Annotated in this window: 17 protein-coding genes; 10 read left to right on the top strand and 7 right to left on the bottom strand. The window is 56.6% G+C overall.

Annotated elements, in window-relative coordinates:
- Window positions 1–15: 15 nt before the first annotated feature.
- From HALO_RS16115 to HALO_RS16105, 3 genes are read right to left on the bottom strand one after another with little or no spacing between them, the layout of a single operon-like run.
- Window positions 16–483 (bottom strand): MarR family winged helix-turn-helix transcriptional regulator, encoded by a 468-nt coding sequence (locus HALO_RS16115; protein ID WP_035577900.1) that lies wholly within the window; start codon window positions 481–483, stop codon window positions 16–18.
- On the bottom strand, window positions 480–1,220 hold the full coding sequence (locus tag HALO_RS16110; RefSeq protein ID WP_050713685.1) for an SDR family NAD(P)-dependent oxidoreductase: 741 nt from the start codon (window positions 1,218–1,220) through the stop codon (window positions 480–482). The genes HALO_RS16115 and HALO_RS16110 overlap by 4 nt, the downstream gene beginning before the upstream one ends.
- On the bottom strand, window positions 1,217–3,502 hold the full coding sequence (locus tag HALO_RS16105) for a bifunctional salicylyl-CoA 5-hydroxylase/oxidoreductase (protein WP_050713684.1): 2,286 nt from the start codon (window positions 3,500–3,502) through the stop codon (window positions 1,217–1,219). Before HALO_RS16105 ends, HALO_RS16110 begins: the two co-directional genes overlap by 4 nt.
- 392 nt (window positions 3,503–3,894) lie before the next feature.
- On the opposite strand from HALO_RS16105, the gene HALO_RS16100 reads away from it, so the two are divergent.
- Complete coding sequence (locus HALO_RS16100) at window positions 3,895–4,383, top strand: Rsd/AlgQ family anti-sigma factor (RefSeq protein WP_035577908.1); 489 nt, start codon at window positions 3,895–3,897, stop codon at window positions 4,381–4,383.
- Window positions 4,384–4,594: 211 nt separating this feature from the next.
- Here the strand turns inward: HALO_RS16100 and HALO_RS16095 are convergent, their stop codons facing one another.
- Complete coding sequence (locus tag HALO_RS16095) at window positions 4,595–7,684, bottom strand: efflux RND transporter permease subunit (protein WP_050713683.1); 3,090 nt, start codon at window positions 7,682–7,684, stop codon at window positions 4,595–4,597.
- Window positions 7,668–8,789 (bottom strand): efflux RND transporter periplasmic adaptor subunit, encoded by a 1,122-nt coding sequence (locus HALO_RS16090; RefSeq protein ID WP_050713682.1) that lies wholly within the window; start codon window positions 8,787–8,789, stop codon window positions 7,668–7,670. Before HALO_RS16090 ends, HALO_RS16095 begins: the two co-directional genes overlap by 17 nt.
- A 242-nt stretch (window positions 8,790–9,031) precedes the next feature.
- Between HALO_RS16090 and HALO_RS16085 the strand changes: the two genes are divergently transcribed.
- On the top strand, window positions 9,032–10,006 hold the full coding sequence (locus HALO_RS16085; protein ID WP_008957639.1) for a malate dehydrogenase: 975 nt from the start codon (window positions 9,032–9,034) through the stop codon (window positions 10,004–10,006).
- 573 nt (window positions 10,007–10,579) lie between these two features.
- Entirely contained in the window at window positions 10,580–10,753 is a 174-nt protein-coding gene (locus HALO_RS23365; RefSeq protein ID WP_197671945.1) for a hypothetical protein, read from the top strand.
- A 556-nt stretch (window positions 10,754–11,309) separates the two neighbouring features.
- Here HALO_RS23365 and HALO_RS16070 read toward each other — a convergent pair.
- The gene (locus HALO_RS16070) at window positions 11,310–11,966 is read right to left on the bottom strand and encodes an HAD family hydrolase (protein WP_050713680.1); all 657 of its coding nucleotides are present in this window, start codon (window positions 11,964–11,966) and stop codon (window positions 11,310–11,312) included.
- 227 nt (window positions 11,967–12,193) lie between these two features.
- Between HALO_RS16070 and rppH the strand changes: the two genes are divergently transcribed.
- Both rppH and ptsP read left to right on the top strand, forming a co-directional pair.
- Window positions 12,194–12,685 (top strand): RNA pyrophosphohydrolase, encoded by a 492-nt coding sequence (gene rppH, locus HALO_RS16065; RefSeq protein ID WP_050713679.1) that lies wholly within the window; start codon window positions 12,194–12,196, stop codon window positions 12,683–12,685.
- Window positions 12,686–12,772: 87 nt separating this feature from the next.
- Entirely contained in the window at window positions 12,773–15,034 is a 2,262-nt protein-coding gene (gene ptsP, locus HALO_RS16060) for a phosphoenolpyruvate--protein phosphotransferase (RefSeq protein WP_050713678.1), read from the top strand.
- A gap of 12 nt (window positions 15,035–15,046) precedes the next feature.
- On the opposite strand, the gene HALO_RS16055 is transcribed toward ptsP, so the two are convergent.
- Window positions 15,047–15,829: an NRDE family protein gene (locus HALO_RS16055; protein ID WP_050713677.1), complete on the bottom strand. Its 783-nt coding sequence runs from the start codon at window positions 15,827–15,829 to the stop codon at window positions 15,047–15,049.
- 210 nt (window positions 15,830–16,039) lie between these two features.
- Between HALO_RS16055 and HALO_RS16050 the strand changes: the two genes are divergently transcribed.
- The 5 genes from HALO_RS16050 to HALO_RS16025 all read left to right on the top strand — a co-directional run bounded on the left by HALO_RS16050 (window position 16,040) and on the right by HALO_RS16025 (window position 21,156).
- Window positions 16,040–17,239, top strand: a complete 1,200-nt coding sequence (locus HALO_RS16050; RefSeq protein ID WP_050714198.1) for a response regulator — start codon at window positions 16,040–16,042, stop codon at window positions 17,237–17,239.
- A gap of 177 nt (window positions 17,240–17,416) precedes the next feature.
- A complete protein-coding gene (gene lgt / locus HALO_RS16045; RefSeq protein ID WP_050713676.1) occupies window positions 17,417–18,211 on the top strand; it encodes a prolipoprotein diacylglyceryl transferase in 795 nt (264 codons plus the stop codon).
- Between the two features lie 643 nt (window positions 18,212–18,854).
- Window positions 18,855–19,673: a thymidylate synthase gene (locus HALO_RS16035; RefSeq protein WP_050713674.1), complete on the top strand. Its 819-nt coding sequence runs from the start codon at window positions 18,855–18,857 to the stop codon at window positions 19,671–19,673.
- On the top strand, window positions 19,670–20,209 hold the full coding sequence (locus tag HALO_RS16030) for a dihydrofolate reductase (RefSeq protein ID WP_050713673.1): 540 nt from the start codon (window positions 19,670–19,672) through the stop codon (window positions 20,207–20,209). Before HALO_RS16035 ends, HALO_RS16030 begins: the two co-directional genes overlap by 4 nt.
- A gap of 20 nt (window positions 20,210–20,229) precedes the next feature.
- Complete coding sequence (locus tag HALO_RS16025; RefSeq protein WP_050713672.1) at window positions 20,230–21,156, top strand: ProQ/FINO family protein; 927 nt, start codon at window positions 20,230–20,232, stop codon at window positions 21,154–21,156.
- Window positions 21,157–21,383: the final 227 nt, after the last annotated feature.

Genomic DNA, 21,383 nt, shown 5'->3' with positions numbered 1-21,383 from the left:
CTCGCCTATCAGTGATTAATCGGCATTGTTAGGAGAAGCGGGTAAGCGGTGGAGCAGCTCGCCTATGTGGTGGGCGTCCTCTTCGTTTACCCCCTCAAATAGCGCATTGATCCAGCGTTCATGCTCAACGGCCATTCCTCTAAAGTTTTCCCGACCAACCACCGTTAAGCACACCCGCGTGGCGCGCCGGTCGCCCTCAATGGCAATACGCTCCACGGCACCATCCTCTACCAGTCGATCGATAATGCCGGTGACATTGCCATTGGAAACCCGCAGTCGTTTGGAGAGCTCGTTCATTTTTAGGCCCTCCTCAGCGGCATACAGCGCGGCCATCACATCAAAGCGCGGCAGCGTAGAGTCATGCTCGGTGCGCAGGCGCTCACGCAGTTCGGCTTCCACCTGGCGGGTAACCCTCAACATGCGCAACCATAAGCGCAGGCGTTCCTTACTTAAGCTGTTTCCAGCCACATTCCCAGCCGTCATACTTCACCCCCTGAAATTGAGATTGCTTGGCCGTTAATCGCGCCGCTATTAGGGCCGCATAGCCATAAAGCCGTTGCGGTGACCTCGGCGGGAGTGACTAAGCGCCCGGTGGGGTTGGTGGACTCAAAATGAGAGGTCGCCTGTTCGGCGGACTGGCCGGTTTTAGCCACAATGTTGTCGACGCTGGCCGCCAATAAGGGTGTGTCGGTAAACCCAGGGCAGAGCGCATTAACCGTCATGTTGCGGGTCGCTGTCTCAGCCGCCAGCGAACGCACCAACCCCACCACGCCATGTTTTGCCGCGCAGTAAGCGCCCACATAAGCGTAACCCTTCAGGCCAGCGGTGGAGGCAACGGCGATTAGTCGACCTCCGTCATTTAGCTGCTTTAAGCCTTCGCGTAGGGTTAGAAATACCCCGCTTAGATTTACATTAAGCATGCGCTGCCACTGCTCGAACGATGCCTTGGCAAATGGCGCGCTTTCCGCCGCTCCGGCGTTGGCGATAACAATATCGACCCTGCCGATGTTCTCGAAAAACGCCACCATGGCGGCTTCGTCGGTAACATCGACCACTGCGAAGCTGATGGCATCATGTTGGTCAGCTACCGTTTGAAGGGCAGCCTCCCGGCGGCCAGTAATGGTCACGTCAGCGCCCGCCTGGGCAAAGGCCAGCGCCATATCCGCACCAATACCGCTGCCGCCGCCGGTAATCACGGCGCGTTTTCCCATCAAACTCATATCCAACCCTCGCCACGCTCAGCTAAACGTTGCAGCTGGTCCGCCCCTGCTCGGTAGGGCGCTGACCACTCGACTTCTCTATCACCTAAGCCAGCAGCAACGTGCAACAACCAGTAAGGGTCAGCCAGGTGAGGGCGGGCGATACAGACCAAGTCGGCGCGGCCAGCCATTAGAATCGAGTTCACATGGTCGGCCTGATAAATATTACCCACCGCCATGGTGGCAATTGATGCTTCGTTACGGATCCGGTCAGAGAAGGGCGTTTGGAACATACGACCATACACCGGCTTGGCTTKGGTCGAGGTTTGCCCAGCTGRGACATCCACAATATCCACCTCAGCCTCCCGCAGCCGCTTGGCGATCTCAACCGCATCATCAGGGGTAATGCCTTCATCGCCGCACCAGTCGTTGGCGGAAATACGCACCGAAAGCGGTTTATGGGCAGGCCAAACGCTGCGTACGGCGTTGATAACTTCCAGCGGGTAACGCAGCCGATTATCTAAAGCATCGCCATACTCATCGTTACGATGGTTGGTCAGGGGGGTAATAAACGAAGAGAGCAGGTAGCCGTGGGCGGCGTGAATCTCGACCATATCGAAGCCCGCGCGGTCAGCCATTTGCGCTGCGCTGACGAACTCGTCGCGGATGCGATCCATATCCTCGCGATCCATCGCCTTCGGCACCTGGTTGCGCGCTGCCCAAGGTTGAGCAGAGGCTGACAGTATTGGCCAATTTCCCTCCGCCAGCGGGGCATCCATCTCCTGCCAACCCAGCTGGGTAGAGCCTTTAGGGCCGGAGTGACCGATTTGGGCACACAGCTTGGCGTTGGTTTCCGCGTGAACAAAATCACACAGGCGCTTCCAGGCTACTTCATGCTCGGGGGCGTACAGCCCTGGGCAGCCGGGGGTAATACGCCCAGTGGGGCTGACGCAGGTCATTTCGGTATACACCAGTCCCGCACCGCCTTTGGCCCGCTCTGCGTAGTGGCTAAAGTGCCAATCGGTTGGGCAGCCATCCACGGCTTTGTACTGGGCCATGGGCGAGACCACGACGCGATTAATCAGCGTCATTTCTCGCAGTTGGTAGGGGGCAAACATCGGTGCGCGGGCGCTGTCTGGATTGCCCGCCTGGGTTTGAAACCAGCGCTCGGCGCTCTCCAGCCACTCGGGGTCGCGCACCCGTAGGTTTTCGTGACTGATGCGCTGGGAGCGGGTCAGTAACGAGTAGTTGAACTGCACCGGGTCGAGATCCAGGTAGCGCTCTACCTGCTCAAACCACTCGGTGGAGTTACGCGCTGCGGACTGTAAGCGCAGCACCTCGAAACGGCGGTCTTCTTCGTAGCGGGCGATGGCAGCTTCCATACTGCTTTCACTGTGTAAGCAGTTAGCCAGCGTTATGGCGCTTTCCAGGGCGAGTTTGGAGCCCGAGCCAATCGAGAAGTGGGCAGTCGCTGCGGCATCGCCCATCAGTACTACATTCTCATAGCTCCAACGCTCGCAAAGCACCCGTGGAAAGTTGATCCACGCCGAGCCGCGTATATGGTTGGCGTTGGTCATCAGCGCATGGCCATCAAGATGCTTGGCAAAAATACGCTCGCAGACCGCAATCGATTCCTGCTGGCTCAGCTCACCAAAGCCAAACGCCTGCCAGGTGGCTTCACTGCACTCGACAATAAAAGTCGCCGTATCGTTATCAAACTGGTAAGCGTGGGCCCACACCCAGCCATGCTCGGTGTGCTCGAAAATAAAGGTGAAAGCGTCGTTAAAGGTCTGGTGCGTGCCCAACCAAACAAATTTACACGCCCGCACATCAATATCGGGTTTGAAATGCTCAGCATAGGTTTGGCGGGTGCGGGAGTTCAGGCCATCGGCCGCCAACACCAAGTCATATTCTTGCCGGTACTGTTCAATGGCGTCTTCTGTGGCATCGGTTTCAAAACGCATGTCTACGCCGAGTTCGCGGGCGCGCTCCTGGAGCAGAATTAACAGCTGGCGGCGGCCAATACCGCAAAAGCCGTGGCCGGTGGAGACGGTTTTGACGCCTTTATGAACAACTGCAATATCATCCCAATAGGCGAAGTGCTCACGAATTCGCTCTGCGCTAACCGGGTCGTTGGCTGCCAGGTTGTCGAGGGTTTCGTCGGACAGCACCACGCCCCAACCGAAGGTATCGTCGGCACGGTTACGTTCAAGCACCACGATCTCATGGGAAGGGTCCTGCAGCTTCATGCTGATCGCAAAATAGAGGCCGGCAGGCCCTCCACCCAGGCAGGCGATTCTCATTATTTTTCTCCACGGGAAAATACACTCTGTTTTGAAGATAGGAGAGGTATGTATAAAATTCAAGCTTAAAATGTTTAGGCTTAAAATATATTTTGACGAGCATTTGATACCCGACAGTCGCCTTTACACCCAATGGCGACCGGAAGTTGAGAGCATAAATATAATTAATGTAATGCTAGCGCTAGCCGCTTGAGAGCAGTGTTTATGCGGCGTATTCAAAAGCGTTATTAGCAGTGAACGTTAAGTACCAAAGAAACCGTACCCGCTGGGATTGACAGCGGTAGGAGGAGGCGCGAACCTAGGCCTACCGTTGTTCTGAGCGGCTAAGCACAGTCAAAAGTAGTGTCGTTAAAAGTTGCTTAGTCAAAAGGTGAGTTTAAGGAGAAAGCCCCATGCTCGAAGATTGCAAAAATGCCCTGGAGCGCTGGGGTGGCGTGCATACGTTGATCGACCGCTGGCTGGATCAACGTCGTCATCTATTGGTCAGCTTTATTGAGCTAAAAGAAGCGTGTGATGCTGAACTGGAAGCGGTGAGCAAAGCACCCATCGATACCTTCAGTGAGCAGTTGATGGATTACATCAGCGCCGGACACTTTGAGATCTATCCGCAGCTTTCAGAAGAGGCGCAGGCCTTTGGTGATGAAAGCGCGCTTGTCATTGCGGAAAAATTGCTCGAACGTTTAGAAATGTCCACCGAGATGGTATTGGAGTTTGATACCGATTTTGGCTCCACGCTTAGCTGCGAGCAAAATATTGCCCGCCTGCCTGCCTGGATCGACCGCCTAGCCCGCGGMCTCACCGAACGCTTTGCCCTGGAAGACCAGCTAATCGCTCGCTTACATGCCGCCCACAGCCCTGAGCACAACAAAGCTCCCGCTTAAGTCCGCTATTAAACAGGCGCCGCCACGCGGCGCTTCTGCACCATGGTAATCCCGCTTCAACCCCGGCACCGCTTCGCGCTGCTTTCGCGCCGGGCCGCCGTCGCGGGTGCGCTAACGCTTACGCCGCGCTACTAAATCACGCATGTACATAAAACGGTGGGCGCCCAATACCCCATAATCGATTCACCATTCACCATTCACCATTCACCATTCACCCCCTGCGCCGCAGCTTCCCGCCAATTACCAACATACACGGCGTGAGCAGCAGCGTGAGAGCGGTGGCGAAGGTGAGCCCCCCGGCGATGGCGCTCGACATCTGCGTCCACCACTGGGCAGAAGGGGCATTGAAACCCAGGGCAGGGGTGAACAGGTCTACATTGATCCCCAGCACCATCGGCATTAACCCCAGCACCGTGGTAATCGCGGTTAGCAGCACAGGGCGTAGGCGCAAACAGCCCGCTTCCAGCGCCGCCTCGCCGGGKGTCATACCCTGGCCGCGTAGCTCGTTGTAGGTATCGATCAAGACGATATTGTTATTAACCACAATGCCCGCCAGAGCAATCACCCCCATCCCCACCATGACAATGCCGAACGCCTGACCGGTGATCAGCAGACCCATCAGCACCCCGGCGGTAGAGAACACAATCGCCGACAGCACCAAGCCCGCCTGATAGAAGCTATTGAACTGCGTGACCAGAATCAGCGCCATCAAACCGATAGCAATCAAGAACGCGCTGGCCAGGAACTGCATCGATTCCTGTTGATCCTCCTGCTCTCCGGCCACATTAACCATTAAGCCGTCAGGCAGGCTGTCGCTGCCAGCTTCCAGCAGGGCACCCAGGCGCTCATCAGCGAGATAGCCGGGGGCAAGGTCGGCGTCTATCGTAATGGCACGTCGGCCATCAATGCGGTTGAGCGTACCGACTTTAGGTGCCGGTTCCAGGGTCACAAAATGCGAGATGGGCACCTGGCCCCGCTGGGTATTGATCGTCAAGCGCTCGAGTTGATCCAGTGAACGCCAGTTTTGCGGCAGACGCACGCGGATATCCACTTCATCGCTGACTTCCGGCGGCCGATAGCTCGCTACCTGAAGGCCGGTAGTAAGCAGCTGTACCGCGCTACCAATGGTGGTGACATCGGTGCCCATGCGCGCCGCGGCTTCCCGGTCCACGTTAACCTGCCACTCCACGCCGGGCAGACTGCGGTTATCCTGAATGTCGGTAAAACCACCCAGCTCGCGCATTAACTGGGTAAGTTGGTTAACCCCTGCATCGGCAACGTCAGGATTCGTGGCGCTCACTTCCAGCACAATCGGTTTGCCGCCGCCAGGGCCCATCTCCTGCTCCTGAAACTCAAGCGTAATACCGGGAATATCCCCTGCACGCTCGGCCATATCGTCCAAAATAGCCTGGGCGGGACGGCGCTCATGCCAGTCGATAAACTGGAACTGCAGCATGCCGATCACGTCATTGCCCATCTGTTCGTTGGGCACCGCAAACGAACGCGCATACAGCGCCCTCACTTCGCTCATGCCAGATAGCTGCGCTTCCACCCGCTGAACGATGGCATCGGTCTCGACGGCAGAAAAATCGCCGCGGGCGCGCACCAGCACCTGGGCGCTGTCAGGTTCCACGCTGGGGAAGAAGTCGACGCCGTGGTTGAAGCGTGCATAGCCGGTATACAGCAGCGCCATTAACAGCATCGTCACCAGCAGTACCCAGGCAGGGTGCTTGAGTAGCCTGGACAATAGATGGCGATAACCCCGCCCAAACGACGTCGTCGCTTCTTCCTCATGGTTGCTATCTGCATGTGTCGCGTCTGTTTGTTTGGCCTCCGAGCGCGTAAACAAGCGCCCCAGCGTGGGCAAAAACACCAGCGCCATGGCCAAGGATGCTAAAAGGCACAAAATCACCGTGGCGGGCAGGTACTTCATAAACTGGCCGACCACGCCGGGCCAGAACAGCAGGGGAATAAACACCGCGAGCGTAGTGGCGGTCGAGGCGATGACCGGCCAGCTCATGCGCGAAGCCGCGTTAAGCCACGCCTGATGGGGTGTTTGACCATCACGTAAATGGCGATCAGCAAGCTCGCTGACCACGATCGCGCCATCCACTAGCATGCCCGCCACCAGAATCAGCGCGAACAGCACCACGATATTGAGCGTAAAACCGAATGCCCACACCAGCAGGATGCCGGTTAAAAACGCGCCGGGAATGGTAAGCCCGACTAACAGCGCCATGCGCCAGCCCATGGCCGCGACCACCACGATCAGCACCAGCACCACGGCAGTCAGCACGTTGTTGAGTAGCTCGGAGAGCATATTCTCCACGGTGGTCGACTCATCCAGAATGGTGGTGAAACGCAACTGCTCGGGAAGCAGGTCATCGGCTTCGGCCAATCGTTCACGTACCGCGCCAATGGTGGCGATAATATTCGCCCCCGCGCGTTTGGAAATTTCCAGCACCACCGCGGGCTGGCCATCAATGCGGGCGAAGCCTTCCGGCTCTTTATAAGTGGGGTTGATCCACGCCACATCGCCAAAAGTGACCACGCGATCCTCATCGACCTTGACCGGCATATTCATGACGTCCTCAAGGGACTCAATAATGCCGGGGACTTTTAACGCCAGGCGCCCCGCGCCGGTATCCAAGCTGCCCGCTGCCACCAAGCGGTTATTGCGCGATACCTGATTAAACAACGCATCAAAATCGACCCCGTAGCTCTCCAGCACCAGCGGATCAACGACGATTTCCAGCAAGTCTTCCCGCTCACCGGCGATGTCGACTTCCAGTACATCGGCGATGCCTTCGATCTCTTCCTGCAGGCGCCGGGCAATCGACATCCGTTCCCGGGTGTCCAACTGCCCCGAAAGGCCGATGGTCAACACCGGAAACTCCGATACATTGACCTCCATCACCCGCGGCTCATCGGCTTCTGAAGGCAGCTCGCTGCGGGCAATATCCACCCGGTCGCGCACGTCGGTCAGTGCGGTATCGGGGTTAAAGCCAGGGTCGAACTCCAGTGTAATCGAGCCATGGCCTTCGCTGGACTGGGCGGTAAACTTGCGCAGTCCTTCAATGCCGCGCAGTTCCTGCTCCATGGGGCGGATCAGCAGCCGCTCGCCATCCTCGGGGCTCACACCCTCCAACGACAGCGAAACGTAAATCATTGGAATGGTGACGTCGGGGTTGGCTTCTTTAGGGATCATCTGCCAGGCAGCGATGCCCGCCAGCAGTAGGCTCACCAACAGAAGAAGTGTCGTGCGGGTGTGGTCTAGCGCCGCATTAATCAATTGGCGCATGAACGCTATCCTGCCCGGCTTGCGGTTGCGAAATAATGGCGTCTTCAGCAGGCACCGGTGTCACCGTTTCGCCGATATCCACCATGCCCGCGCCTAGCGTAATGAGGCGCAGCGGATCGGGTAGGCCGGTCACATAGGCGCGCTGTATATCGGCGCTCACCAGTTCGACGGCGGTCTGCTGTACCTGATCGTCCTCATCCAGGTGCTTGACGGCCAGTTGGCCCTCACTGTTCAAGCTGAGCAGGGCAGGCGACAGAGTGTGCACCTGGCGGGGTGGCAGCGTAATCGTCAGTTCCGCACTACCACCGGCAAGACGTTTACCCGCCGGGTTATCCAGCGTAGCTTCGATGTAAAAAGTGCGCGTGGCCTCTTCGGCGCGGTGGCTGATAAAGGTCAGCTCGCCTTCAAGGTGGTCTCCATTGAGTAATCGTGCGGTGACCGGCAACCCCTCGCTTAAATCGCCTACTTGCTGCTGGGATACCCAGGCGGCACCCTTCAAGCGGCGGTCGTCCACCAACTGGGCCCACTCTTCTCCGGGCTGTAACAGGTCGCCTACCTCTACCTGCACACGATCGATCACACCATCAAAAGGCGCAGTGGGGCGGCTGTCATCCAGTTGCTTCTGCAGTTGGGCCACCGAGGCGGCGCTGGCACTGAGTGAACTCTGCAGGCGCAAAAGCTCGGGCTGCGAAATCAGCTCCCGCTGGCGCAGGTTGCGTGCCCCGGCATACTCCGCCTCAGCCACCGCTAACTCGTCCCGGGCCTGCTGCAGTTGTTCCGGCAGGGCGTCGTTATCCAGGACCAGCAGCGTATCGCCCGCCTCAACGCGGCTGCCCTGGGCAACCGGCTTTTCGGCCACAAAGCCTGCGACGTTGGCCCGCAGGGTGGTTTCGCGTTCAGCGGTCAACTGGCCTTGGATAATCTGTTGGGGAATAAACGGCGTACTCTGCTGCACCGCAATTTCGACCCGTGGCTCCGTGTCGTTGCGGGGAGAGGCTTCCGGTGCACTGGTTTGGAAGCGCTGGAAATTACCAAAGGCGAGCCATATCACCAGCGCCAGCACCAGTAAGCTAGCCAATGCATAAGAGAACGGGATTTTTCGCATGGAGCGTCCATGTCCTTAGCAAAACAAGAAAGGTGGGCATAAAATGGAAGATACCATAGCGCAACTCAATCTTTTCAGCGAGTAGCAAGCCGCTGAGTGAATGGCAAGTATGGTAAATGGGTAGTAGTCTCTTGTCTGATTGAGTTTTTCCCCGGCTGGGCATACCATCTTCGCGTCTTGAGTTCTGTTGAGCCACTCCTCAGGCGAGAACCAACCCTAGGCGAATCTATCAAGGAGCAATGATGAAAGATCCAGTACGTATTGCGATTACCGGCGGCGCCGGTCAGATCAGCTACTCACTTATTTTCCGCATCGCTGCAGGCGACATGTTGGGGCCGGATCAGCCAGTCATTCTCCAGCTGCTCGAAATTCCCCAGGCAATGGACGCCCTGAACGGCGTGGTAATGGAAGTTAACGACTGTGCTTTCCCGCTGGTTCAAGACATCGTCGCAACTGATGACCCGAACGTCGCGTTCAAAGACGCTGACTTCGCTCTGCTGGTAGGTGCACGTCCGCGTGGCCCAGGCATGGAGCGTAAAGATCTGCTGGAAGCCAACGCCGCGATCTTCTCCGTACAAGGTAAAGCATTGAACGATCACGCTAGCCGTGATGTGAAAGTGCTGGTCGTGGGTAACCCGGCTAACACCAACGCGCTGATAGCTTCCTGCAACGCGCCAGATCTGGACGCAGGCCAGTTCACCGCGATGACGCGTTTGGACCACAACCGCGCCCTGACCCAGCTGGCACAGAAAACCGGCAAGCACGTCACTGACGTTGAAAACATGATCATCTGGGGCAACCACAGTGCCACCCAGTATCCGGATCTGGCCCAGTGCAAAGTCGACGGCAAAGCAGCGTTCGATCTGGTTGAGCGCGACTGGTACGAAAACGACTTCATCCCCACTGTGCAACAGCGCGGCGCGGCAATCATCAAAGCACGTGGCGCCTCTTCAGCCGCTTCTGCTGCTTCTTCCGCCATCGACCACATGCACGACTGGGCGCTGGGCTCCAAAGGCATCGTCAGCATGGCAATTCCGTCTGACGGCAGCTACGGCATCGAAGAAGGCATCATCTACTCCTACCCAGTGCGTTGCCAGGGTGGCAAGTATGAAATCGTTCAAGGCTTCGAAATTGACGAATTCAGCCAAGAGAAGATGAAAGCCACCGAGAAAGAACTGCGCGAAGAGCGTGCAGCCGTCGAGCACCTGCTCGGCTAAACGCGCCCGCTGACGCTTACACAAGCGCCAGTAAACGCAAAACCCCGCAAGCCAAGCTTGCGGGGTTTTTTATTGGGTGAGATTTAGCAGCGGTGCTTGTGTTGGTGCGGTGCCCTTGGGCGTCGTACCGCCGCCACTCGCGGGTGCCTCGTTGCTCGTCCCTCGCAGACTCGTTACCACGCGCTACGGTTCGTGCATGCATCTGATTTTGTGGGTTTCGTAGCGCGTGGTAAGCGGAGCGCAGCCGCGAAGCGGTACCGAGGCCATGAACCTCTTATTTAGTTACTCGAATTTTTGGTAGAAAGAGTGTCAAATGGCTGTGCAAGTCATTTGGGTGTAAGGGGGTTAAAATGCAGGCGATTGAGTTTGAGGCAGATATTCAGAATGGGGTAGTTAAAATCCCCGATGAGTATGCGCATTTAAAGAACAGGCATGCCCGAATCGTTGTTTTGTATGAAAATACAGCGGATGAGGAGAGCTCTTCTGTTAGGCAAGTTGGAATAGATTTTGGGCCTGTCAAAGCACCGTCCTTAGCCGCTCATGACGGAGTCGAGTACCAAAGGAACCTACGGGATGAGTGGTAGCTATCTCCTCGATACCAATGTTTTCATTAATGCCATTGAACGCAAGTTGCGTCTACCTGCTGCTCATTATGCCTATTCTGTTATCACAGAACTCGAGCTTCTGGCCTTCCCCAGTTTACTCCCAGAAGATGAGCAGGCGATAAAGCAATATTGGCCCAGCTAACAAGAGTGGAGCTGGATCATCGGGTCAAAAACGAAACCATCAAGGTAAGACGAAGTACTCAGATGAAACTGCCGGATAGTATTATCTCTGCTTCCGCATCTGTAGCAGCTACGTTGGTCACAGACGATGTCAAGTTGGCAGCTAAACATACTGGCAGTGTGATTTCGCTAGATGCTCTGCTAAGCAACTAAATATTTACCTACGTGGTGTGGCAAGTATTGATGCCAGCTCGCGCGGTGCCTTTGGGCGTCGTTCCGCCGCCTCCCGCGGGTGCCTCGGCATGTTAGTTTCCTCACATACCTCGTTACCACGCGCTACGTATGTGCACGCATCTGATTTTGTGGGGTTTCGTAGCGCGTGGTAAGCGGAGCGCACCCGCGATGCAGCGCGGAGCGGTGCTGGGGTTTGGTGAGGTGCCAAGGGGCGTCGTCCCGCCGCCACCCGCGGGTGCCTCGTTTGTTCGTTTCTCTCACAAACGTGTTACCACGCGCTACGTACCCGCATACTCTTCACCACTCACCACTCACCACTCACCACTCACCACTCACCACTCACCTCAATCCCGCAAACTCATAATCCGCCATTGGCGCTCTTCGGCGACTTTTCGCAGGGTGTCGTCGGGGTCTACCGCGACGGGGTGGTCGACTTTCTCGAGCAGGGGGAGGTCATTGTGGGAGTCGCTGTAAAACCAAGCGCCTTCCATTGAAATGTCCTGTTGTTCAAGCCATTGGTTCAAACGGGTGACTTTGCCTTCGCGATAGCTCGGAATACCCGAAACACGGCCCGTGTAGCGGCCCGCATGCACTTCCGGGTTAACGGCGATCAGGTGATCAACCCCTAAACGCTCGGCAATCGGCGCGGTAATAAAACGGTTCGTAGCGGTAATGATCAGCAGGGTATCGCCTTTGGTGCGGTGGCGCGCCAGCAGCTCTTCCGCTTTGGGCAGAATGTTTGGCTCGATCTTGCTGGCCATAAACTGCTGGTGCCACGCCGAAAGCTGTTCAGGTGGATTGTCAGCCAATGGCTTAAGCGCCATTTCCAAAAAGGCGGCCATATCCAGAGTGCCCGCATTGTAATCGGCCATGAAGCGCTCATTGGCTTCCCGGTAAGCGATCGGGTCAACCGCCCCTTGTTCGAGTAAAAACTCGCCCCAGGCGTGATCGCTGTCGATGGATAGCAGCGTATTATCCAAATCGAATATGGCCAGACTCACGGCGCTCCCCTTTATTAGTCGTTGGTCATTGACGGTCAGTAATGCTTTATAAAGACGCTAGATAGGCAAATAGCGGACGCGGATTATCGCAGAGTCACCGTGCCATTCCCACCAACGATGAGGGTTAGACAACGTAAGCATTCAGCACTTAGCGTTATATTGTATTGATACGCTTGTCTCCCTTGTGGAAAAATGGGGATAACTGAAAATTTATGAAGGTGATGTCCGTGATCGACGCTGACGGCTTTCGCCCCAATGTTGGCATCATCATTGCCAATAGCCAGGGGCAGCTGCTTTGGGCGCGTCGGGTAGGACAAAATGCGTGGCAATTTCCCCAGGGGGGCATCAATGCAAGCGAGACGCCACAACAAGCACTTTTTCGTGAGCTTTACGAAGAGATCGGCCTAACCGCCGACGATGTTGATATTGTTGCCTGCACCCGGGGCTGGCTACGCTACCGTCTGCCACGACGTATGGTTCGCACACATTCGCGTCCGGTCTGTATAGGCCAGAAGCAGAAGTGGTTTTTACTTAAAATCCGTTGCCAGGAAAGCCAAATCTGTATGACGGCAACCCCAACACCCGAATTTGATGGGTGGCGCTGGGTAAGCTACTGGTACCCGCTAGGGCAAGTAGTGCCTTTTAAACGAGAGGTATATCGGCGCGCGCTGCGAGAGTTGTCTCCCCGCGTTCAGCGCCTGGCACAGGATGACGATTAGGGCGACACGCCGCTGCCAAGGTAGGGCAGCGGCAGTCTGCCAAGAAATTCCTCAGCGAGGCAAATAACAGTGAAAAGTAAAACGTCCATGCTTGAGGTGCTGCGCAGGGTGATTCAGGAAGTGAATGGCGCGCGCAACCTCGACGCCGCGCTGTCCACCATGGTACGCCGAATTCGGAAAGCGATGCAGACCGATGTGTGCTCCTTCTACCTCTACGATAAAGAGCTTGAGTCGTTGGTATTGATGGAGACCATTGGTCTACGCACCCAGGCAGTCGGGCGTGTAGTGCTGCCGCTTGGCGAAGGTTTGGTGGGGTTGGTGGGCAAACGCAGTGAGCCTTTAAACCTTGAAGATGCCCAGACCCACCCGCAATTCCGCTACTTTGAAGCCACCGGTGAAGAGCGTTACTCCAGCTTTTTAGGCGTACCGATTATTCACCAGCGCCATATGCTGGGCGTACTGGTGGTGCAGCAAGCCGAAAAGCGCCGCTACGATGATGAAGACGAAGCCTTTCTGGTCACTATGGCGGCGCAGTTAGCAGGGGTCTTGGCCCACGCCCTGGCCACGGGCAATCTCATGCGCCCGGCGCTAGCCGGTGGTCAGGCAATGTTTAAAGGCGTGCCCGCATCACCCGGCATGGCCATGGGCGAAGCGGTGGTGATTACGCCCCCGGCTGACCTCAATAGCGTTCCCGATTTAGTGCCCAGCGACCAGGACTACGAGGTTGCTCGCCTCATGGAGGCCATTGGCAAAACCCGCAATGAAATTCGTGCGGCGGCCGAACGGTTGGCGAGCCGGATTTCCGCCCAAGAGTTGGCGCTGTTCGATGTGTATCAACAGATGTTGGGCGAAGCAGCGCTGGCAGATGAAGTCGAAAAGCGTATTCGTGAAGGGCAGTGGGCCCCAGGCGCGCTCGCCGACGTAGTGCGCCGCCACGTGCAGTACTTAGAGCGGGTCGACGATAACTACCTGCGAGAGCGCGCCGCCGATATTCGCGATTTGGGCCGCCGAGTGCTGGCGCACCTGCAGGAAGGCACCCCCTCGACGCCGGAAACCTMCCCGGATAACGCCATTTTGGTCGGTGATGAGATCAGCGTGGCCATGCTGGGTGAAGTCCCCCGAGACAAGCTTAAAGGGCTGGTTTCGGTGCGGGGCTCCAGTACCTCCCACGTGGCGATTGTCGCTCGCGCCATGGGCATCCCGACGGTGCTGGGTATGGTGGATTTACCGCTACCCCGCATGGGCGGCGCCCCCGTAGTGTTGGATGGCCACCGTGGCCGACTGTTTGTACGCCCTGCGCCTGAACTTACTGCGCGTTATGCAAGTCTGATCGCCGAAGAAGAGGCGCTCAGCGAACTGCTTGAGCACGAACAGGATCTGCCCAGCGCCACGCCCGATGGTCATACCATGCCGCTCATGGTGAACACCGGGTTGGCCGTCGATGCCACTGCGCTTCTGAAAAGCCGCATCGGTGGGGTGGGGCTCTACCGCACCGAAGTGCCTTTTATGATTACCGAACGTTTCCCCGGCGAGAAAGAGCAAACCAAACTCTACCGCGACCAGTTAGAAGGCTTTGCGCCGCTGCCGGTCGTGATGCGTACCTTGGATATTGGGGGCGACAAGGATCTACCCTATTTCCCCATCGAAGAGGCCAATCCATTCCTTGGCTGGCGCGGTATGCGGGTAACGCTGGATCACCCTGAAGTGTTGATGGTGCAACTACGCGCCATGCTTAAAGCGTCAATCGATCTAGACAACCTCTACGTGCTGTTCCCGATGATCACCAACGTAGAAGAAGTAGATGAAGCCCTGCGCCTGCTGGACCGCGCCATTTTAGAGTTAGGTGAAGAGGGCATTACCGTCGTCAGGCCAAAAGTGGGTGTGATGATCGAAGTGCCCGCCACCATCTATCAAATGGATGCACTGGCGAAGCGTGTCGACTTCTTCTCTGTGGGTAGCAACGACCTTACCCAGTACCTGCTGGCGGTGGACCGCAATAACCCGCGAGTATCGAGCCTTTACGATGCGCTGCACCCAGCGCTGCTCGGCGCCCTGCTAGAGCTTGCCAATGACGCCACGCGGCTGAATAAACCGATTTCGCTATGCGGTGAGTTAGCCGGAGATCCGGCCGGGGCGCTGCTGCTGATGGCCATGGGCTTTACCAGTCTCTCGATGAACGCACCTAGCCTGCCCAAAGTGCGCGCGGCCATTCGCCGGGTGCCGTTTAGCGATGCCCAGCAACTGCTGAAAGAAGTCATGGAGCTGGACACGCCTGCTCAGGTGCATGCCCATTTAGATCAGCGTTTGGATGAGTGGCAGCTGTCGCACTTGATGCCGCCCCGCGACTAAAAATACTTGTTATCAACTGCTGGGAAGCGCTAAGGAGGTTTCACCTTCGAAGCGCCCCAGCGGTCCAAAGCGCTGCTCGGTAATGTCGATGTTCCCCTGGGCATCTAACGTCAGCCACGAAGTAGCCCGGGTGCCGTAGCGCTCGCCAACGATAAACGCCGCCGATAGCTGGCGCTCTAATTCAAGCCCCACGCCGGTGTCCGGCAACTCCTCCAAGGCCGCTTCCTGCGGATTCTGCATGGCACGCTGAACGACGGTTGGCCATGTGGGTTGTAAACCAGCAGGTAATAACTGTTGCTCAAGCGCACTGCGAACATGTAACAGTTTTGGCCAGGGGGAGKTTAAATCAGCGTTGGATAGCCCGTGGACGCCAGGCGGCACGTCGCTTAGGGCCAAATGATCACGGCCACGGTGTAAGTGCCAAAGCCGCTGTGGGGTCGCCACTAACAAATTAAAACCCGCGTAGCGCAATGCCTCGCCCTGACTGAGCGCGGTTAGCCACGCCTCAATATCGTCACACTGCAGGGCACCGGCGACCAGCTCGCCACGGCTTGGCGCACCGGGCGGCGTGGCCAATTGCAAGTCGCGTACGTTGGTCAAAGCTGCCACCACACCGCCACGCTTGGCAGCCAGCCACGAGCCCCCGGCTTCTAAATCACGGCCTCCGACAATCACTGGGTTATCTTTCCACTCAGCCAGTGGGGCGGTCGGGCGCGCATGGAACTCATCACGGTTGCCAATCAGCCGTAAAGGGGTAGGCGAGCCAGGTTGCCAAGCAAATGAAATCAAACACATAACAAACTCTTAGGCGAAAAGGGTGAAAAACGTTCAACGGAAGAGCAGCATGACAGTAACGAAGTGTAGACGTACACTTATATAAGTATCATGTTTGTAGCACTAAGCATCACCTTAAAGGGTGTGATGGCAGCCATACGGGTAGTTGCCTCAGGGGTAAAACAGCGGTCACGTTATCAGCGGCTATTCGGCCAAGAGGAAGGCGAGATCATGCAACGCTATCAAAGGGAGCACTTTTGGAATGCCATCGTGTGGCCTCTTCTGTGGCCTCTGCTGCTTGTACAAGCAGCATTGGTCGTGCTCTGCCTGGTCGTTGGGGCAATGGTGTGGTGGATGTCCCCCAATTACGCCTCCTGGAGCACCACGCTGTGGTTAATGGCGGCACTGCTGATCGGCAGTAGTTTGAATGTCTGCGCCTTTCTTATGCTGGTTAAAGCGCGCGCCCGGCGTAAAGATAGCCGTTTTATGCAAGAGCTCGCCGAACTTGAACGGCATAGTCATGCCCTGTGCGCCACCGCTGCACGTTCGCTATCCCAACATAAATGTTCTCCACCAGACACTGCTGACGAATCCCACCTACCCCTTCAGCGCCTGGCCAMCGTTAATGAAGTGCTAGCCGGTCTTGAGCGCTGCATGCACTGCTCGCAAGTAGCCACTGCCGCGACTAAGAACACCCAGCAGGAGCATGAGCAAACCCTGTTGGACGACCTTCAGCACCAGCAGCGTCAGCTCAAACTGTTAATGGCAGGCCGCGAAAGAGCGCGGGAAGAGTCGCGTTTGAAATCAGGCTATTTAACGCTGCTGCAGCGTGAAACAGATAACTTGCTAGATCATTTAAGTGCTATGGCTGAAAAAGAGATTACCGATGGCTTTCGACAAAATGTCATGGAAGTGTACGAGCACGTCTCGGATATCCGTGCGCTATTGGTGAATCTCGTTCAGCAAGGTGCTGAGCAGGATGCTGGACAAGCTGCTGTAATCAGTGGAGCGGAGGTGGAGAACGGTGAGCATGCCGGAGCCCAGCGCAACTTACGTGTATTAGTCGTCGATGATGGCCCGGTCAATTTGATGTTGGCGCGGCAAATGCTGGAATCCCAAGGCCTAAAGGTGGAAGGCGTCAGCAGCGGCGAGCAAGCGTTGGAGCGCCAAAAAAGCATCCGCTTTGATCTGGTGTTTATGGATATCTTTATGCCCACTCTGGACGGGCTTGAAACTACCCGGCGCTGGCGCGAGTACGAGCGCAAAAGTGGCGGCAGTCCAAGCGTGCTGGTCGCGTTAACGGCCAATATCGACAATGCCGGGCGCGATGCCTGTTTAGCTGCAGGTATGGATGACCTGCTCGCCAAGCCCTATCAACCTGAAACTCTTCTTAATATGATTGTCCGCTGGTTTCCAGGTGCGCAGGATTAAAGCGCCGCCGCCTAAATGACGATAAAGGTGGCTTTCTGAGTATGCCGACTTATCATTGCCCCCGTGACATTGGCGCACGCCTCGTAGCGGTGGCCTGTGGTGACGATGTACGGTTGCTAAATGCCTACCTCCGCGAGAAGGCCTCATTAATTCCTTTGGTCAGATTAGAGAGTTTAAATGATTAATTACCCAACGATTGACCCAGTGGCAATCTCCTTAGGACCACTGCAAGTCCATTGGTATGGCCTGATGTACGTTGTGGGGTTTGTAGCGGCCTGGTGGCTCGGCTGTCGGCGCGCATCGCGTATCGGCCTCAATAATGACGATATCGGCGATTTWCTTTTCTATTGTGCGATCGGTGTCGTGGCCGGTGGGCGTTTAGGGTACGCGCTGTTCTACGGGCTTGGGCAGTGGTCAGCCGATCCGCTCTGGATCTTCCGCGTATGGGATGGCGGCATGAGCTTTCACGGCGGCCTGCTCGGCGTACTGCTCGCATCCTGGATATTTGCCCGCCGTAAACAGCTGGCTTTCTTAACCCTGACCGACTTCATTGCTCCCTTGGTTCCCATCGGTTTGGGGGCAGGGCGCATCGGCAATTTCATCAACCATGAGCTGCCGGGGCGCATCACATCGCTACCCTGGGGTATGCCGTTTCCCGGCATGGGCCCTGAACCGCGGCATCCATCTGCACTTTATGAAGCCTTGCTAGAAGGTGTCGTGCTGTTCGCCATCCTCTGGTGGGTCTCCTCCAAGCCCACATCCCGCGGCTTCATATCCGGGTTGTTTTTAGTCTGCTACGGCGTTTTCCGTTTCATGGTCGAGTTTGTCCGTATGCCCGACGCCCATATTGGCTATCTTGCGTTTGGCTGGTTCACCATGGGCATGCTACTCACCCTCCCCATGATCGCCCTGGGTCTAATCATCATCGCCTGGTCACGCTCTCAGCCAATAGATGTAAAAGCCGCAAGCTAAACATTTGCCTCGTCACGCGCCACGATTCATGCACTTGCGGGTTTCGTAGCGCGAGGTAAGCGGAGCGCACCCGCGATGCAGCGCGGAGCGGTGCTGGGGTTTGGTGCKGTGCCCTTGGGCGTCGTTCCGCCGCCACCCGCGGGTGCCTCGTTGCTCGTTCCTCGCAGACTCGTTGCCACGCGCTACGGTTCGTGCACGCATATGATTTTGTGGGGTTCGTAGCGCGTGGTAAGCGGAGCGCACCCGCGATGCAGCGCGGAGCGGTGCTGGGGGTTGGTGCGGTGCCACCGGGCGTCGTTCCGACGCCACCCGCGGGTGCCTCGTTTGTTCGTTTCTCTCACAAACTCGTTACCACGCGCTACGGTATGTGCAGGCATTTGGTTGGGTGGGTTTCGTAGCGCGTGGTAAGCGGAGCGCACCCGCGATGCAGCGCGAAGCGGTGCTGGGGTTGGTGCGGTGTCACCGGGCGCCGTCCTGCCGCCTTCGCTGATGTTGTGGTTTTCGTACCGCGTGGTAAGCGCTTTCACACCCGCGAAACCTTGCTGTGCTGGGGTGAATGTCGTTAACCGGGCGGCACCGCTAGACCAAGCAGCTACGGGGGCCTAGAATAAACCGCTACACCGCCTGTTAATTTGGAAATTCTGTGACTGCTACAACGCCCGCGCTTGAGCAACCTTATTTAGACTTGATGCAAACCGTTTTGGAGCATGGCGTTGATCGCCACGACCGCACAGGCGTGGGTACGCGCTCCGTGTTTGGCCATCAAATGCGTTTCGATTTATCCCGTGGTTTTCCGCTCATTACCACCAAGAAGCTGCACCTGCGCTCTATCATTCATGAACTCCTATGGTTCCTGAAGGGCGACACTAACATCGCCTACTTGAAAGAGAACGGCGTGCGGATATGGGATGAATGGGCAGATGAAAACGGCGACCTAGGCCCCGTTTACGGCTACCAGTGGCGTAGCTGGCCAGACCCTAAAGGTGGCAGCGTTGACCAAATTGCCAAGGTGCTCGAGCAAATTCGCACCTCACCACAGTCGCGCCGCCTGATCGTTTCCGCCTGGAACCCAGCCCAGGTCGATGAAATGAAACTGCCTCCGTGTCACTGCCTGTTCCAGTTTTACGTTGCCAATGGAAAACTGTCGTGCCAGCTCTATCAGCGCAGCGCCGACATTTTCCTCGGCGTGCCGTTTAACATCGCCAGCTACGCCTTGCTACTGACCATGGTCGCGCAGGTAACCGGCCTGCAGCCGGGTGAGTTTATCCACACCCTAGGCGATGCGCACTTATACAGTAACCACCTGGAACAGGCCGAAGAACAGCTCGCGCGCACCCCGAAGACCGCGCCAAAGCTGGTGCTTAACCMAGAAATAGATGACCTGTTCGCGTTCCGTTTCGAAGATATTGAGATTGAGGCTTACGAGCCGCACCCCCACATCAAAGCTGAGGTGGCGGTATGAGCCAGCAAAACGATAGCTTCGACTCCCTGGTGCCGGTGGCTATGATTGTCGCCATGGCAAAAAACCGAGTGATCGGCGTCGACGGCAAGCTACCCTGGTACTTGCCCGAAGATTTGAAGTTCTTTAAGCGTATTACCCAGGCAAAACCGCTGGTGATGGGGCGTAAAACTTACGCCTCCATTGGCAAGCCGCTACCGAATCGGCTTAATGTAGTGGTTACCCGCAACACCGAGTTTTCTCACGAAGGCGTACGTGTGTGTCACGACCTGCCAGCAGCGCTCGCGCTCGCTGACCAGCACGCCACCATAGAGGCGGCAGAAGAGATCATGGTAATGGGAGGCGGTGAAATCTACCGTCAGGCGCTACCCTTTGCTCAGCGGCTCTACATAACGGAAGTGGACATTGACGTAGAAGGCGACGCAACGTTTCCAGACTTCGAACCCAGCGAATGGCAAGAAGTACAGCGCGTAGCGGGGCAGCCAGCAGAAGGGCAGCCAAATTACGATTTCGTGGTCTACGAGCGTATCGCCGACTAAAAAGGTCAAAGGAGAAGGCTATGGCCGCCAGCTTAACGAACTTGTTGGATGATTTAGAAGCGCGTCTTGAACGCACACAAGCTGAGCTGCAAACCCTGCGCGAAGAGAATCAGCGGCTAAAGCAGCAATTGGCCCTGCAAGGTACTCAAGAACAAGGTACTCAAGAGCAAGCTGCCCAAGAGCCAAGCGTGCCAAGCCAGGACAGGGCGACCATAGCAGAGACTCACAGCGAAACTGCCCCTGAACCAGTTGCCCCTGAACATGAAGCGCCCAAGGGCGAAGCGCTTGAACAGGCAGCACCTGAAGAAATAGAAGTGCGCGATCAAGCAGTGCACGTTCAAGAAACACACGACCAAGAAACAATCGAGAAACCTGAGCCTGAAGCACTCGCTCAACAAGCTAAAGAATCAGGCCATCGTGAACAAGGCGCACCTAGCGAAATAGCGGAAGCAGGGCACACGACTGCACCTGATCAAGTACCTTCGCCCCATGCACTACTTAATCAATGGTATGAACGCTACCCACAAGCGTTCTTTAAAGGCCATACTAAACCGCTCAAAGTCGGCATTCATCAAGACCTGGCAGAGCGCGAAGAGTGGCCCAGCAAGCTCATTCGTCGCGCATTGGCCAACTACGTAAACCTTCCGCGCTACATAAAAGCTGTGCGTGCGGGAGCAGAAAGAGTAGATTTAGACGGTCAGCCTGCTGGCAAGGTCGATAAAGAAGCCGCACAGCATGCGTCAGAAAAACGCGGTGATAAGAAAGAGCATGGGGATAAAAAAGAGAGTTCTCAGCACCAAAAAGCTCAGTCGAAACCGAAGCCAATAGTACCAAAGCCCCGCCAGGCGGCGGCAGAGCAGGCTAAGAGTGAAAAAAGTGAGCCGCATAAGTCGCTTAGCATGGAAGACAAATTGCTAGGCTTGCAGCAGAAATTCAAAGGCCGCTGAGACCGGGCTTGAGAGCGTGGGTTCCATAAAAAAGTGCAAATAGTAAAAAAACACTGTTTTTTTCTATTGCGTTCACTGGAATCCCGGTATAGAGTTTGTCCTGCGAGCATTGGACTATAACAAGGCTTAGTTGAGGACATGCCGCATACCACCGGGAAAAACCGGCGGATGGGAAAAGAGCATGGCCCGCAAGCCACCTGCCGGCTTATTAAGAGTCGAGCAGCAAC

The organism is Halomonas sp. R57-5 (assembly GCF_900070345.1).
GTDB lineage: Bacteria > Pseudomonadota > Gammaproteobacteria > Pseudomonadales > Halomonadaceae > Vreelandella > Vreelandella ventosae_B.
This window is presented reverse-complemented; position numbering and strand designations above follow the sequence as displayed.

Bases quoted from the DNA above. Each gene is read 5' to 3' on its own strand.
- HALO_RS16090 (WP_050713682.1), bottom strand. From the start codon at position 8,789: ATGCGAAAAATCCCGTTCTCTTATGCATTGGCTAGCTTACTGGTGCTG.
- HALO_RS16025 (WP_050713672.1), top strand. From the start codon at position 20,230: ATGGCCGCCAGCTTAACGAACTTGTTGGATGATTTAGAAGCGCGTCTT.
- HALO_RS16085 (WP_008957639.1), top strand. From the start codon at position 9,032: ATGAAAGATCCAGTACGTATTGCGATTACCGGCGGCGCCGGTCAGATC.
- HALO_RS16030 (WP_050713673.1), top strand. From the start codon at position 19,670: ATGAGCCAGCAAAACGATAGCTTCGACTCCCTGGTGCCGGTGGCTATG.
- HALO_RS23365 (WP_197671945.1), top strand. From the start codon at position 10,580: ATGAGTGGTAGCTATCTCCTCGATACCAATGTTTTCATTAATGCCATT.
- HALO_RS16115 (WP_035577900.1), bottom strand. From the start codon at position 483: ATGACGGCTGGGAATGTGGCTGGAAACAGCTTAAGTAAGGAACGCCTG.
- HALO_RS16110 (WP_050713685.1), bottom strand. From the start codon at position 1,220: ATGAGTTTGATGGGAAAACGCGCCGTGATTACCGGCGGCGGCAGCGGT.